The following is a 13,063-nucleotide window of genomic DNA, read 5'->3' as shown; positions in this document are numbered from 1 at the left end:
CGCTCCCGGCTCGTCACCGGCCCGGGGGGAAGCCCGCGAGGGGGCGGGTGAAGACGACCCGGGGCCGGCCGGGGCCGTTGTAGTCCTCCGCGACGCGGACGTCGAAGCCCAGGCTGCGGTGGAAGGCCACGGAGCCCTCGTTGCCCACCGTGGTGATCGCCTTCAGGCGGACGGCGCCCTGCCGGCCGGCGGCCTCGGTGAACGCCTCGTACAGGGCGCGGCCCAGCCCGGCGCCGCGGGCGTCGTCGCGGGTCGCGACCAGATGCACGTACCCGGTGCCGTCCGGGGTGACGAAGCCGATGAGGTAGCCGAGGACGCCGTCGTCCGACCGGGCGACCAGGCAGGTCCGCCCGAACTCGTGCACCAGCGGCAGCAGATGCAGCGCCCGCAGATCGCGGTCGCCCCAGTAGCGGGCGTGCTCGTCGAGTGCCTGCTGGATGTCGGTGACCCGGGCCGGGACGATCCGCGCGGCGGCCGTGCCGTCGGTCATCCGGCCGTCCGTCCGGCGTCCGCGCGCGGCCGGGGCGCGAGGCCCGCGGCGCGGTAGCAGTCGTCGATCAGCGTCATCGTCGCCACCGCGTCGTCCGCGTCCAGCGGCAGCGGCACGCCGTCGCGTACCGCGGCGGCGAAGGCGTCCAGCTGGTAGGCGTACGACGACCGGGTGCCGAGCCGTTCCGTCCGCTCGCCGTCCGCGGTGCGCACCACCACCCGGTCGTCCCGGTGCGGCAGCACGAAGTTGGGGGCGGTCGCCTCACCGCGGGTGCCGACGATCCGGCAGCTCATCTCCAGCTCGCCGTAGGCCATGTGGCAGCGCGCGGAGGCGGTGGCCCCGCCGGGGAAGGCCAGTTCGGCGTCCAGCCACTCGTCGACGCTGGGCACGCCGCTCCGTTCGCCACCGCGCGCGGAGACGAGCCGCGGGGCGCCGCCCGCGAGGGGCGCGAGCATCCGCGCCGCGTGCAGGCCGTAGCAGCCCAGGTCCATCAGGGCGCCGCCGGCCAGCGGCAGCGACCAGCGCGGGTCGCCGTCCGGCGGCGCGGGGGTCGCGACCAGGGCCTCGAACCGCCGGAGTTCGCCCAGTTCGCCGCTCGCCAGGATCTCGTGCAGGCGGCGGGTGACCGGGTGGAAGAGGTAGTGGAAGCCCTCCAGGAAGACCGTCCCGGACTGCGCGGCGGCCTGCCGTACCTCGGCGGCCTCCTCCGCGTTGCTCGCCGACGGCTTCTCGGTCAGGACGTGCTTGCCCGCCTCCAGGGCGGCGAGGTTCCACGGCCCGTGCAGACCGTTGGGGAGCGGGTTGTACACCACCTCGACCTCGGGGTCGGCGAGCAGGTCGGTGTACGAGCCGAGCACCCGCTCCACGCCGTGCTCCGCGGCGAACGACTCGGCCCGGGAGCGGTCCCGGGCCGCCACCGCGACGAGGCGGTGGCCGCCGGCCCGGGCCGGTTCGGCCAGCGCGCGTCCGGTGATCCGGGCCGCTCCCAGTACTCCGATGCGCAGGGGCTCCCGGTCCGGTCCGCTCATGACGTGCGCTCCTCCTGGATCGTGGCGGGAGCGTCCTCCGGCCGTGTCGGTGTGCCGTCCGCCGCCGGGAAGCGGCGGCGGACGAGGTCCTGGGCATGCGCGACGACGCACTCGACCAGTTCGAAGGCGGGCAGGCCGCCGACATGGTACGTGCGGCTGCGGCCCTGCAGCGCATCGAGCCGGTCCAGAGCGCCGGCCGCGAGGTCGTCGCCGCCGAAGTGCGGCATGAACGCCCACCGGCGCCGCAGGTGCACCCGCTCCAGCCGGCCGCCCAGCTCCGCGATGTCGCCCGGCAGCAGCGCGGCGACGTCCTCGGGACGGCCGTAGGAGTAGAAGGTCCGCACGTCGCTGCCGGGGTAGCGGTGGTGGTACGACACGCAGTGGCCGGCCGTCTCGCGGGTCGCCGTGTGGCGGTCGAGGAAGTAGAAGGCGTCCTCCGGCAGGCCGGGGGCGGCGGCGAGGGTGGTGTGGTAGGCGTTGCTGCGCATCCGCGCGGCGAGGTCGCGTTCCTCCTCGGTGGCGTCCAGGACCGGCAGGATCCGGTCCAGAGGTACGGCCAGCACCAGGTCGTCGGCGTCCACCGGGCCGCCGCCGGTGTGCACCCGCACCCCGTCCGCGTGCCGCTCGACCGCCTCGACCCGCACCCCGCACCGCACGTCTTCCAGCCCCTCGGCGACACGGTCCCACAGCGTGGCGAACCCGCCGACGACCGTGAACGAGCCCGCGTGGCCCAGCAGTTCCGGCCCCTCCGACAACAGCCCCGTCATCTCGGCGTACTTGACGAAGTACAGCGCCGGCACGTCGTCGTCGAGATGGCCGTAGCCGGCCGCCGTGTACCCGGTGCCGAACGAGTCGGCCATGGACCGCAGGCGGTGCTCGTCGAGCCACCGCCCCACGGGAGCGGCGAGCGCCCTGGCGGAGTGGGCGAGCCCGGGTTCGGCGATGCGCGGGAACTCCCGCTCGCGCAGCGCCCGGTAGCGGGCGAACGCCTCGTCGCGCAGGAACGGCATCGTCTGCCGGCTGGCGGTGCGCTGCGCGACGTTCAGCACGCGGTACCGGGTGGTGCGCTCCGTCTTCACGCCCAGCTCGGTCACCAACTCCGCCACCCGTGCGTACCGGTTGGTGCAGATGTGGCCGCCCAGATCGTAGGCCAGGCCGTCGACGTGCACGCTCCCGCACTTGCCGGCCACCTCGTCCCGCTCCTCCAGCACGGTCACCCGGTGTCCGGCGCGCTCCAGTTCCCGGGCGGCGGTCAGACCGCCGGGACCCGCGCCGATCACCACCACCCTGCGGGGGCGGGGGCCGGGTAACTCGTCGCGGACCAGGTCAGGTCGGTGGACGGCGTGGCCGCTGCTCATGGTCGTCGCTCCTCGGTCGGTGGTGCGCGGACGGTCTGGTGGCCGCCGTTCGGGCGGACCACAAGACCGTAAACGCACCCCGGGAGCGCGACCACGCCGCCCCGGGCCTGTCGCGGAAAGCCCTGCCTGTCCCGCGACGGGCCCTAGGGGGTGTCTGACAAATGCCCGCGGCGTCGCGGCGCCTGGCACGCACGCTCGCGGCGTTGCCGAAACGCCCTAGTGGCTCCGCCACGAGGACGCTCCGGCGCCTTGCGATCGCACGCACCAGACACCGCTCCTTCTTCCACGCTCATTTGTCAGACACCCCCTGGCCGGCGCGCACCTCGGCGATCGTCACCGGCCGGTGCTCGTGCAGCGACAGGGTGCACGCCTCCGCGATCCAGCCGGCCTCCAGCGCGTCCGCGATCGTGCAGGGGGAGGTCCGGGTGCCGGCCACGACCTCGGTGAACGCGGTGAGTTCGGCGCGGTAGGCCTCGGTGAAGCGGTCCATGAAGAAGTCGTGCGGGGTGCCCGCGGGGAAGGTCACGCCGGGCTCGACGGAACGCAGCGGCAGCTTGTCCTCCAGGCCGACCGCGATGGAGTCGGCGAACCCGTGGATCTCCATGCGGACGTCGTAACCCCGGCCGTTGTGGCGGGAGTTGGAGACCACGGCGATGGTGCCGTCGTCGAGGGTGAGGATCGCGCCGGTGGTGTCGGCGTCGCCCGCCTGCTTGATGTAGTCGGCGCCCCGGTTGCCGCCGACGGCGTACACCTCGGTCACCTCGCGGCCGGTCACCCAGCGGATGATGTCGAAGTCGTGCACCGAGCAGTCGCGGAAGATGCCGCCGGAGGCGGCGACGTAGGCGGCCGGCGGCGGCGCCGGGTCCAGGGTGGTCGACCGCACGGTGTGCAGCGTGCCCAGCTCGCCGCTGTGCACGGCGGCCCGCGCCGCGACGAAGCCGGCGTCGAAGCGGCGGTTGTAGCCGATCTGGATCGGCACGTCGGAGCCCTCGACGGCCTTGAGGACCTCGACGCCCTCGGCCATGGTCTTCGCGACGGGCTTCTCGCAGAAGACGGGCACGCCGGCCTCGACGGCGGCCAGGATCAGGCCCGGGTGGGCGTCGGTCGCCGCGGCGACCACCACGCCGTCCACCCCGGCGGCCAGCACCGCCTCGGGGGAGTCCGCGACCTCGGCGCCGAACCGCTCGGCGGCGGACTTGGCGGCCTGGGCGAACGGGTCGGAGACGACGAGGGAGTCGACCGCGTCGAGTCCGGAGAGGGTCTCGGCGTGGAAGGCGCCGATGCGGCCGAGGCCGAGGATTCCGATGCGCATGGGGTGTTGCTCCTTGGGTGCGGGTTGTTGCCGTGGGGAGAGAGCGGGGGAGGGGGGAAGTCAGTCGAGTCCGCCGAGCACGTTCTGGTCCCAGTCGATCACCGATCCGGTGACCACGCCCGACCGGTCCGACAGCAGGAGGACGACGAAGTCGGCGATCTCGTCCGGCTGGCCGAGCTTGCCCATCGGCAGCTTCGTGGCGGCCTCCTCGCGCCAGTCGTCCCCGGCGCCGTGGAACCTCTTCTGCGTCGCGTCCTCGCCCTCGGTCGCCGTCCAGCCGATGTTCAGGCCGTTGACGCGGATCCGGTCCCAGCGGTGGGCGTGCGCCGCGTTGCGGGTCAGGCCGATCAGGCCGGCCTTGGCGGCGACGTACGGCGCGAGGAAGGGCTGCCCGCCGTGCGCCGAGGAGGTGATGATGTTGACGATCGTGCCCGGCGCCTTGCGGCTCAGCATGTCCGCCACCGCCGCCTGCATCGCGAAGAACGGGGCCCGGAGATTGATCGCGATGTGCTGGTCGAACAGGGCGGGCGTGGTGTCCAGGAGGGTGCCCCGGGAGGTGAGGCCGGCGGAGTTGACCAGGCAGTCGACCCGGCCGTACACCGCCACCACGTCGCCGACGGCGGACCGTGCCTGCTCGGCGTCGGACAGGTCGGCCCGCACGAACGTGGCCTTGCCGCCGGCCGCGGTCAGCTCGGTCACCAGCGCCTCGCCCGGCGCGGTGCGCCGCCCGGTCACGGCCACCACCGCGCCCTCACGGACCGCGGCCCGCGCGACGGCGGCGCCGACGCCCTGACTGCCGCCGTTGACGAGGACGACCTTGTCGTCGAGAAGTCCCATGAGGGCAGGTCCTTTCAGAAGTGACGCGGTCGGCTTTCGCGCCGCTCGGCGCCGGCCCGCAGCGCGTCGCGCAGGGTCTCGGGGGTCCAGGTCTCGCGCAGGGCGCGCCGTACGACGTCCGCCTGCGCGGGCGGGGCGAGGCCGTCGACGGGCGGGTCGCTGTCGAGGTTGGTGGGGAAGGGGTAGCCCTCGGCGCTCGCCGCGATCACGTTCTCCAGCCACTCCTCGCCGGCGCCCTCCGCCCGGCGCCTGAGCAGCACCGGGAAGACCGCGTCGACGACGGCCTCGCGGTCGACCGTCTCCATCGCCCGGCCGAACGCGGAGGACACCTGCAGCAGGTTGGCGGTGCGCCGGACGTCCGCGGAGCTGTTGGCGCCGGCCGCGTGGAACAGCGCGGGGTTGAAGAAGACCGCGTCGCCCTTGGCGAGGGCGAGTTGGACGTGGTGGGCCTCGAAGTACTCCCGGAAGGCCGGCAGCCGCCAGGCCAGGTAGCCGGGCTCGTACTTCTGCGAGTGCGGCAGGTACATGGTCGGTCCGGACTCGACGGGCATGTCGCAGTGCGCGACCGCGCCCTGGAGGGTGAGGACGGGGGAGAGGGCGTGCACGTGCGCCGGGTAGGCGGCCGCCGCCTCGCCGGAGAGGAAGCCGAGGTGGTAGTCGCGGTGCACGGTCTGCGCGGCGCCGCCCGGGTTGACCACGTTGACCTGCGAGGTGACCTGGTAGGCGGGGCCGAGCCAGGCGGTGGCGGCCAGCGCCAGCATGTCGTTGGCGTAGTAGTCGGCGAACGCCTCCGGGTCGTGCAGGGCCGCCTTCTCCAGCGCGTTCCACACCCGGTCGTTGGCGCCGGGGGCGGCGAAGTGGTCCCCGGCCCGCGCGCCCGAGGCCCGCTGTCCGGCGATGAGGGCGTCGAAGACGGCGCCGAGCCGGTCGACGACGGCCGGGTCGGGGAAGGCGCCCTTGAGGACCACGATGCCGGGCCCGTCGGCGAGCGCGCGGACCAGCTCGGCCCGCACGCCGGCGCGGTCGGCGGCCCCGCGCAGCCGGTCGCTGTCGTAGATCAGGACGCCGCGTTCCACGGCGGAGGCGTACGGGTAGCCGGCCCGGTCGGTGGAGGTCTCGACGACAGCGCGGAAGGCGTCGAGGTCGCAGTCCCGCTCGGACAGCCACACGCGGCGTTGCACGGAACGGAAGGCCGTCGAGGACGCCGGAGACATGGGAGACGCCGGAGATATCGAGGACGCCGGAGACATCGAGGACATCGAGGACATCGTCGTCCCTTCGGGGGTGCGGAGCGACACGGCTCTGCCATTCTTGTCAGTACAAACCCCTCGAACAACCAGCAGGAAGCCATCAAAAACCCCTCAAGGAGCCGTCCGTGGGCCACCCCTTCCCGATCCGGGAGATCGCACGTCAGGCGGGCCTGAGCGAGGCCACGGTGGACCGGGTGCTCAACGGGCGCGGCGGAGTGCGGGAGAGCACCGCCCGCGAGGTCCGGCAGGCCATCGCCGACCTGGACCGGCAGCGCACCCAGGTCCGGCTGGTCGGCCGCACCTTCATGATCGACATAGTGATGCAGACGCCGGAGCGGTTCTCCACCGCCGTGCGCGCCGCCCTGGAGGCGGAACTGCCCTCCCTGCACCCGGCGGTCGTCCGCTCGCGATTCCATTTCCGCGAGACCGGCCCGGCCGCCGAACTGACCCGCACCCTGGACCGCATCGCCCGGCGCGGCTCGCAGGGCGTGATCCTCAAGGCGCCGGACGTCCCGGAGGTCTCGGCCGCCGTCGGCCGGCTCGCCGACGCGGGCATCCCCGTGGTGACCCTGGTGACCGACCTGCCCGCGACCCCGCGCCTGGCCTACGTCGGCATCGACAACCGGGCGGCGGGCGCGACGGCGGCGTACCTCATGGGCCAGTGGCTCGGCGACCGCCCCGGCAACGTGCTCACCAGCCTCAGCAGCGGCTTCTTCCGCAACGAGGAGGAGCGCGAGATGGGCTTCCGCAGCGCGATGCGCACCCACCACCCCGACCGCACGCTGGTGGAGATCGCCGAGGGGCAGGGCCTGGACACCACCCAGTACGACCTGGTGCGCGCCGCGCTGGAACGGGATCCGGACATCCGCGCCGTCTACTCGATCGGCGGCGGCAACATCGCCACCCTGCGCGCCTTCGAGGATCTGGATCGCGAGTGCGCGGTGTTCGTCGCGCATGACCTCGACCACGACAACACGCGCCTGCTGCGTGAGCACCGCCTGTCCGCCGTCCTCCACCACGACCTGCGCCAGGACATGCGCGAGGCCTGCCACCTCGTGATGCGCTTCCACGGCGCGCTGCCGCCCGCGGGACCCACGCTGCCGTCCGCCACCCAGGTGGTGACGCCGTACAACATGCCCGCTCCGACGACGAGTTGAGGGACACCGGTGACACAGCTGACCGAGCGCGTCGAGATCGAGGGCGTCGCCTTCCTCGCCACGCTGACGCCGGGCAGCCGCATCGGGCTGCTGGCGCTGCACGCCGACAATGAAGGGGGCACGGCCGAACTCGCCGAGTCGGTGGCCGCGCGCCGCGGCGCCACCAGCCTGGTCTTCACCCAGCCGGGGACGCGGCGGCCGGTGCACATCCCTTCGCCGCGCATGGCCACGGACCGCTGCGCGCTGCTGCGGGACTTCCTCTCCCATGTCTCGGTGACGGTCTCACTGCACGGTCACCTGCGCGAGGCGGCGCCGCGCACCGTCTTCCTCGGTGGCGGCAACCGGTCGGCGGCCCGGCTGCTCGCCTTCGCGCTGCGCGCGCTGCGGCCGGAGTTCGAGGCGGTCACCGACCTCGCGGAGATACCGCGCGCGCTGCGCGGACTGCACCCGAGGAACCCGGTGAACCTGACCCGCGGGGGCGGCGTCCAGGTGGAGCTTCCGCTGCTCGCCCGCACCCGGCGGCCGGGCCGGAGGGCGGGCGAGCCGGACACCCCGCCGAGGCCGGTCGCCGACGCCCTCGCCGAGGGAGTGCGCCTGCTGTCCCTCAGGGGGTGACGCGACCCTCGGTGCCTGACGCGATCCTCAAGGCCTGACGCGTTTCGGGGAGGCTGACGTGTTCCGCGGAGGTCGCCGTTTCCTCAGAGGTTGACGGCGTAGGCCTTGCGCAGCGTCTCGTGGACCGTCCACGTCGTGCGGTCGCCCGCCCGCAGCACCGCCATGTCGCCCGGCCCGACGTCCAGTGTCGGCCCGCCCTCCACCTGGACGGTCGCCGACCCGCTGATCACGACGAACAGCTCGTCGGCCTCGGTGTCGGTGACGACGCCGGGGGTGATCTGCCAGATCCCGCGGATCTGCCGGCCGTCCGCCGACTCCCAGACGACCTTTCCGGTCACCTCCGGAGTCCCGGACACGATCTGCGTCGGGTCGAGGGGCTCGGGCTCGAGCTCGGCGTCGGGGATGTGGAGAGCGAAGCTGTGGGTCATACGGCGACCCTAGCCACCACTCCGGCCCGGCCGACGCCGACAGAGTGTGGGGTCTCGGCCCCGCCCGCAGGACACTTCGTCACGGCGATCGCCGCAGGGGACCTGGGGAGGACAGACGGGGTCAGTGCCCCCGAGGGCTGCCCGCAATACGGCGAACAAAATTGTTGACAATTCTGTCTGGCTAGATTTAGGTTCGACAGGCACTCACTCAGGGAGGGCAACGATGCCGAAGGAAGCCCGTCCGAGCACCGGGGAGCAGGCCAAGCAGCACGCGTTCGCGCAGCTGCGGCAGGCGATCCTGCACGGCGAGATGGCACCGGCACAGCGGCTGGTGGAGAACGAGCTCGCCGAGCAGTTCGGTGTGACACGGGCCAGCATCCGTGCCGCGCTCATCGATCTGGAGGCACAGGGCCTGGTCGAGCGGATCCGCAACCGCGGGTCGCGGGTGCGGGTGGTGACCGTGGAGGAAGCGGTCGCCATCACCGAATGCCGCATGGTCCTCGAAGGGCTCTGCGCGGCCAAGGCGGCCGTGCTGGCCGACGACGACCAGCTCGCCGAGCTGACGGAGCTGGGCACGGCGATGACCAAGGCGGTCGCCGACGGCGAGCCGGTGACGTACTCCGAACTCAACCAGGAACTGCACGCCAAGGTCCGCGAGTTCTCCGGCCAGCGGACGGCGGTGGACCTCCTGGAGCGGCTCAACGCCCAACTGGTGCGCCACCGCTTTCAGTTGGCGCTGCGGCCGGGGCGTCCCCAGCAATCCCTGAACGAGCATCTGGCGATGATCGAGGCGATCAGTGCCAGGGACCCGCAGGCGGCCGAGGCGGCCGTCCGCGCCCACCTCACCAGCGTGATCGAGGCGCTGCGCGGCTGACGCGCTGTGCGGCCGACCGCGCGCGGGGCGGGCGCGCCCACCTGTCCATCAAGGAGATCCGAGCAATGACCCAGGCCAACGCGCCCGCCACCCCACGATCCACACTCGTCGTCACCGCGCACGCCGGAGACTTCGTGTGGCGGGCGGGCGGCGCCATCGCCCTGGCCGCGTCCCGTGGCGAGAAGGTCACCATCGCCTGTCTCACCTTCGGCGAGCGCGGCGAGTCCGCCAAGGCGTGGCGTGAGGGCAGGAAGCTGGAGGAGATCAAGGCGATACGCCGGGACGAGGCCGAGCGCGCCGCCGCCGCCCTCGGCGCCGAGGTCCGCTTCTTCGACGCCGGCGACTACCCCCTGGTGGCCACCGAGGAGCTGACCGACCGGCTCGTCGCCGTGTACCGCGAGACCCAGCCGGACGTCGTCCTCACCCATCCGGCGGAGGACCCGTACAACGGCGACCACCCGGCCGCGAGCCGCATGGCGCTGCAGGCCAGGATCCTGGCCCAGGCCATCGGCTACCCGGGCGAGGGCGAGATCATCGGCGCCCCGCCGGTCTTCTTCTTCGAGCCGCACCAGCCCGAGATGAGCGGCTTCCGGCCCGAGGTGCTGCTCGACATCACCGAGGTGTGGGAGACCAAGCGCGAGGCGATGGAGTGCCTCGGCGCCCAGCAGCACCTGTGGGACTACTACACCGACCTCGCCGTGCGCCGCGGCGTCCAGCTCAAGCGCAACGCCGGCCCCAACCTGGGGCTCGCCCACAAGACCATGGCCGAGGCGTACATGCGTCCCTACCCGCAGATCGCGAAGGAGCTGGCATGAGCGGCGTGATCGTCACCAACCCTCCGAAGGCCGACGCGCGGGACGTCGAGGCGCTGGCCCGCTTCGGCGTGGCGACGGTGAGCGAGGCGATGGGCCGCAGCGGGCTGCTCGGCCCGGAGATCCGGCCCGTCCAGCAGGGCGTGCGGATCGCGGGCACCGCCGTGACCGTGCTGAGCTGGCCCGGCGACAACCTGATGATCCACGCCGCCGTGGAGCAGTGCGCTGAGGGCGACGTCCTCGTCGTCACCACCACCTCGCCCTCCACGGACGGCATGTTCGGCGAACTGTTCGCCACCGCGCTGCGGCGGCGCGGCGTGCGCGGCATCGTCACCAACGCGGGCGTCCGCGACACGCAGGAACTGCGCGACATGGGCTTCGCCGCCTGGTCCCGCGCGGTCTCCGCGCAGGGCACCGTCAAGGCAACCGGCGGCTCGGTCAACGTGCCGGTCGCCATCGACGGTCAGGTAGTCCGCCCCGGTGACGTGATCGTCGCCGACGACGACGGCGTGGTGGTCGTGCCCCGCGAGCGGGCCCGCGACACCGCCGAGCGCTCGGAGGCCCGCGAGGCCAAGGAGGCCAAGTCCCGCTCCGCGTTCCTCGACGGCCAACTCGGCCTGGACCGCTACGGGTTGCGCGAGAAGCTCAAGGAACTCGGCGTGGAGTACCGGACGTACGAGGAGTACGCCGCGCACACCGGAGCCCGGCCGTGACCGACGCGGTGCCCTGCCTGCTGATGCGCGGCGGCACCTCCAAGGGCGCCTACTTCCTGGCCGGCGACCTGCCCGCCGAACCGGCCGCCCGCGACGCGCTGTTGCTGCGCGTCATGGGCAGCCCGGACGAGCGGCAGATCGACGGACTCGGCGGCGCCCACCCGCTCACCAGCAAGGTGGCGGTCGTGTCGCCCTCGTCCGACCCCGATGCGGACGTCGACTACCTCTTCCTCCAAGTCGCGGTCGACCGGCCAGAGGTGAGCGATCGTCAGAACTGCGGCAACATCCTCGCCGGCGTCGGCCCGTTCGCCGTCGAGCGCGGACTGGTCGCGGCGGGGGAGGAGGAGACTGCCGTACGCATCAGGATGGTCAACAGCGGCGGCCACGCCACGGCGACCTTCCCCACCCCCGGCGGCCGGGTGCGCTACACGGGCGACGCCGAGATCTCCGGCGTGCCGGGCACGGCCGCCCCGGTGGTGATCGCCTTCCCGCCGGGCGCCGGTCCGCTGCTGCCCACCGGCAACGTCCGCGACGACATCGACGGCACCCCGGTGACCTGCGTGGACAACGGCATGCCCACCGTGCTCGTCGCCGCCTCCTCCCTGAAGGTGACCGGCTACGAGCGGCCCAAGGACCTGGAGGAAGACCTCGCGCTCGCCGACCGGCTGCGCGCGATCCGTCTGGAGGCGGGCCGGCTGATGGGCCTCGGGGACGTCTCCGACACCACCGTGCCCAAGCTCACGCTCCTCGCCTCGCCCCGCGACGGTGGCGCGGTCACCACCCGCACCTTCATTCCGGTGCGCTGCCACCCCTCAATCGGTGTACTCGGTGCCGCGAGCGTCGCCGCAGGCCTTCGGATCGAAGGCGCCGTCGGCGCGGACCTCGCCGAGCTGCCCGCCGGCGGCGACCGGGTCCGCATCGAGCACCCCACCGGGTTCCTCGACATCGACAGCAGCGTCGGCACCGACTCCGCGGGCCGGCCCGTAGCCCGCCGCACGGCCGTGGTCCGCACGGCCCGCAAGATCTTCGACGGCGTCGTGTTCCCCCGGCCCGCCGGGACGGCCCCCATGTCCGCACCATCCCCCGGAGGTCGACGATGACTCCGCCGCTCGGCGACATCGCCCACATCGGTCACGCCCAGCTCTACACGCCCGACCTGGACGCCAGTGTCGCCTTCTTCACCGACTACCTGGGCCTGACGGTCAACGGTCAGCAGGGCGACACGGTCTATCTGCGGACCTTCGACGACTACGAGCACCACAGTCTGGTGCTCACCGCCCGCGAGCGGCCCGGCCTCGGCCGGCTCGCGCTGCGCACCTCCAGCGAGGAGGCCCTCCAGCGCCGCGTCCGGGCCGTGGAGGAGGCGGGCGGCACCGGCAGGTGGGCCGAGGACGAGCCCGGCCTGGGGAAGGTCTACGTCACGGCCGACCCGGACGGCCACGAGCACGCCCTGTACTGGGAGAGCGAGCACTACGCCTGCCCCGACGACCTCAAACCGGCGCTGAAGAACCAGCCGCAGGCCAAGCCCAACCGGGGTGTGGGCGTGCGCCGCCTGGACCACGTCAACTTCCTCGCCTCCGACGTGCTCGCCAACGCCGAGTTCCAGGAACACGTCCTCGGCGCAAGGCCCACGGAGCAGATCCGGCTCGACTCGGGGAAGATCGCCGCACGCTGGCTGACCTTCACGAACAAGTCGTACGACGTCGTCTACACGTCGGACTGGACCGGTTCCTCGGGGCGGCTGCACCACATCGCCTTCGCGACCGACACCCGCGAGGACATCCTGCGCGCCGCCGACCTCGCCATCGACACCGGCGTGTTCATCGAGACCGGCCCGCACAAGCACGCCATCCAGCAGACGTTCTTCCTCTACGTCTACGAGCCCGGCGGCAACCGCGTCGAACTGTGCAACCCGCTGACCCGTCTGGTGCTGGCGCCCGACTGGCCGCTGATCACCTGGACCGAGGAAGAGCGCAGGAAGGGCCAGGCGTGGGGGCTGAGGACCATCGAGTCCTTCCACACGCACGGCACGCCACCGGTCGCCTAGAACGGTCACGGCCACAGGACCGGTCACGGTCACGGGGGTGGGGGGGGGGGGGGGGGGGGGGGGGGGGACCCCCCCCCCCCCCCCCCCCCCCCCTGCCGTCTCCCGATCGTCGCTGAGATTGTTGACAAAAGCGTTGACACTC

14 protein-coding genes are annotated in these 13,063 nt (G+C 73.0%); 7 read left to right on the top strand and 7 right to left on the bottom strand.

Features of this window, described 5'->3' with window-relative positions; translation table 11 throughout:
• Positions 1-13 precede the first annotated feature (13 nt).
• The 6 genes from ACZ5GT_RS04910 to ACZ5GT_RS04885 form a co-directional block, all read right to left on the bottom strand.
• A complete protein-coding gene (locus ACZ5GT_RS04910) occupies positions 14-490 on the bottom strand; it encodes a GNAT family N-acetyltransferase (RefSeq protein WP_469014256.1) in 477 nt (158 codons plus the stop codon).
• On the bottom strand, positions 487-1,518 hold the full coding sequence (locus ACZ5GT_RS04905; RefSeq protein ID WP_469014254.1) for a Gfo/Idh/MocA family protein: 1,032 nt from the start codon (positions 1,516-1,518) through the stop codon (positions 487-489). The genes ACZ5GT_RS04910 and ACZ5GT_RS04905 overlap by 4 nt, the downstream gene beginning before the upstream one ends.
• On the bottom strand, positions 1,515-2,876 hold the full coding sequence (locus ACZ5GT_RS04900) for a protoporphyrinogen/coproporphyrinogen oxidase (protein ID WP_469014253.1): 1,362 nt from the start codon (positions 2,874-2,876) through the stop codon (positions 1,515-1,517). Before ACZ5GT_RS04900 ends, ACZ5GT_RS04905 begins: the two co-directional genes overlap by 4 nt.
• 289 nt (positions 2,877-3,165) lie before the next feature.
• The gene (locus tag ACZ5GT_RS04895) at positions 3,166-4,188 is read right to left on the bottom strand and encodes a Gfo/Idh/MocA family protein (RefSeq protein ID WP_469014251.1); all 1,023 of its coding nucleotides are present in this window, start codon (positions 4,186-4,188) and stop codon (positions 3,166-3,168) included.
• 60 nt (positions 4,189-4,248) lie between these two features.
• The gene (locus ACZ5GT_RS04890) at positions 4,249-5,025 is read right to left on the bottom strand and encodes an SDR family oxidoreductase (protein WP_469014250.1); all 777 of its coding nucleotides are present in this window, start codon (positions 5,023-5,025) and stop codon (positions 4,249-4,251) included.
• 14 nt (positions 5,026-5,039) lie between these two features.
• Positions 5,040-6,239, bottom strand: a complete 1,200-nt coding sequence (locus ACZ5GT_RS04885; RefSeq protein ID WP_469014248.1) for a phytanoyl-CoA dioxygenase family protein — start codon at positions 6,237-6,239, stop codon at positions 5,040-5,042.
• 161 nt (positions 6,240-6,400) lie between these two features.
• On the opposite strand from ACZ5GT_RS04885, the gene ACZ5GT_RS04880 reads away from it, so the two are divergent.
• Complete coding sequence (locus ACZ5GT_RS04880) at positions 6,401-7,432, top strand: LacI family DNA-binding transcriptional regulator (RefSeq protein WP_469014246.1); 1,032 nt, start codon at positions 6,401-6,403, stop codon at positions 7,430-7,432.
• Positions 7,433-7,441: 9 nt separating this feature from the next.
• The gene (locus ACZ5GT_RS04875; RefSeq protein WP_469014245.1) at positions 7,442-8,047 is read left to right on the top strand and encodes a poly-gamma-glutamate hydrolase family protein; all 606 of its coding nucleotides are present in this window, start codon (positions 7,442-7,444) and stop codon (positions 8,045-8,047) included.
• Positions 8,048-8,130: 83 nt separating this feature from the next.
• Here ACZ5GT_RS04875 and ACZ5GT_RS04870 read toward each other — a convergent pair whose 3' ends face one another.
• A complete protein-coding gene (locus ACZ5GT_RS04870; RefSeq protein WP_469014243.1) occupies positions 8,131-8,475 on the bottom strand; it encodes a cupin domain-containing protein in 345 nt (114 codons plus the stop codon).
• A 223-nt stretch (positions 8,476-8,698) separates the two neighbouring features.
• Here ACZ5GT_RS04870 and ACZ5GT_RS04865 point away from each other — a divergent pair, with 223 nt between their 5' ends.
• The 5 genes from ACZ5GT_RS04865 (at position 8,699) to ACZ5GT_RS04845 (ending at position 12,921) form a co-directional block, all read left to right on the top strand.
• A complete protein-coding gene (locus tag ACZ5GT_RS04865) occupies positions 8,699-9,349 on the top strand; it encodes a GntR family transcriptional regulator (RefSeq protein ID WP_469014241.1) in 651 nt (216 codons plus the stop codon).
• A gap of 65 nt (positions 9,350-9,414) precedes the next feature.
• On the top strand, positions 9,415-10,164 hold the full coding sequence (locus ACZ5GT_RS04860; RefSeq protein ID WP_469014240.1) for a PIG-L deacetylase family protein: 750 nt from the start codon (positions 9,415-9,417) through the stop codon (positions 10,162-10,164).
• On the top strand, positions 10,161-10,874 hold the full coding sequence (locus ACZ5GT_RS04855) for a 4-carboxy-4-hydroxy-2-oxoadipate aldolase/oxaloacetate decarboxylase (protein WP_469014238.1): 714 nt from the start codon (positions 10,161-10,163) through the stop codon (positions 10,872-10,874). The genes ACZ5GT_RS04860 and ACZ5GT_RS04855 overlap by 4 nt, the downstream gene beginning before the upstream one ends.
• 23 nt (positions 10,875-10,897) lie before the next feature.
• The gene (locus tag ACZ5GT_RS04850) at positions 10,898-11,974 is read left to right on the top strand and encodes a 4-oxalomesaconate tautomerase (RefSeq protein ID WP_469014772.1); all 1,077 of its coding nucleotides are present in this window, start codon (positions 10,898-10,900) and stop codon (positions 11,972-11,974) included.
• Positions 11,971-12,921 carry a catechol 2,3-dioxygenase gene (locus tag ACZ5GT_RS04845; protein WP_469014236.1) on the top strand — a complete coding sequence of 317 codons (951 nt, stop codon included), beginning with the start codon at positions 11,971-11,973 and terminating at the stop codon, positions 12,919-12,921. Before ACZ5GT_RS04850 ends, ACZ5GT_RS04845 begins: the two co-directional genes overlap by 4 nt.
• The last annotated feature ends 142 nt before the right edge of the window (positions 12,922-13,063 follow it).

The sequence above is a fragment of the Streptomyces sp. NPDC031340 genome (assembly GCF_055569945.1).
The sequence above is the reverse complement of the archived record's forward strand: the minus strand, read 5'-3'. Positions and strand labels throughout refer to the sequence as shown.

Excerpts from the sequence above, each read along its gene's own strand:
- ACZ5GT_RS04895 (WP_469014251.1), bottom strand. The coding sequence starts at position 4,188 with ATGCGCATCGGAATCCTCGGCCTCGGCCGCATCGGCGCCTTCCACGCC.
- ACZ5GT_RS04865 (WP_469014241.1), top strand. The coding sequence starts at position 8,699 with ATGCCGAAGGAAGCCCGTCCGAGCACCGGGGAGCAGGCCAAGCAGCAC.
- ACZ5GT_RS04905 (WP_469014254.1), bottom strand. The coding sequence starts at position 1,518 with ATGAGCGGACCGGACCGGGAGCCCCTGCGCATCGGAGTACTGGGAGCG.
- ACZ5GT_RS04855 (WP_469014238.1), top strand. The coding sequence starts at position 10,161 with ATGAGCGGCGTGATCGTCACCAACCCTCCGAAGGCCGACGCGCGGGAC.
- ACZ5GT_RS04850 (WP_469014772.1), top strand. The coding sequence starts at position 10,898 with ATGCGCGGCGGCACCTCCAAGGGCGCCTACTTCCTGGCCGGCGACCTG.
- ACZ5GT_RS04860 (WP_469014240.1), top strand. The coding sequence starts at position 9,415 with ATGACCCAGGCCAACGCGCCCGCCACCCCACGATCCACACTCGTCGTC.
- ACZ5GT_RS04845 (WP_469014236.1), top strand. The coding sequence starts at position 11,971 with ATGACTCCGCCGCTCGGCGACATCGCCCACATCGGTCACGCCCAGCTC.
- ACZ5GT_RS04870 (WP_469014243.1), bottom strand. The coding sequence starts at position 8,475 with ATGACCCACAGCTTCGCTCTCCACATCCCCGACGCCGAGCTCGAGCCC.
- ACZ5GT_RS04885 (WP_469014248.1), bottom strand. The coding sequence starts at position 6,239 with ATGTCTCCGGCGTCCTCGACGGCCTTCCGTTCCGTGCAACGCCGCGTG.
- ACZ5GT_RS04890 (WP_469014250.1), bottom strand. The coding sequence starts at position 5,025 with ATGGGACTTCTCGACGACAAGGTCGTCCTCGTCAACGGCGGCAGTCAG.
- ACZ5GT_RS04900 (WP_469014253.1), bottom strand. The coding sequence starts at position 2,876 with ATGAGCAGCGGCCACGCCGTCCACCGACCTGACCTGGTCCGCGACGAG.
- ACZ5GT_RS04910 (WP_469014256.1), bottom strand. The coding sequence starts at position 490 with ATGACCGACGGCACGGCCGCCGCGCGGATCGTCCCGGCCCGGGTCACC.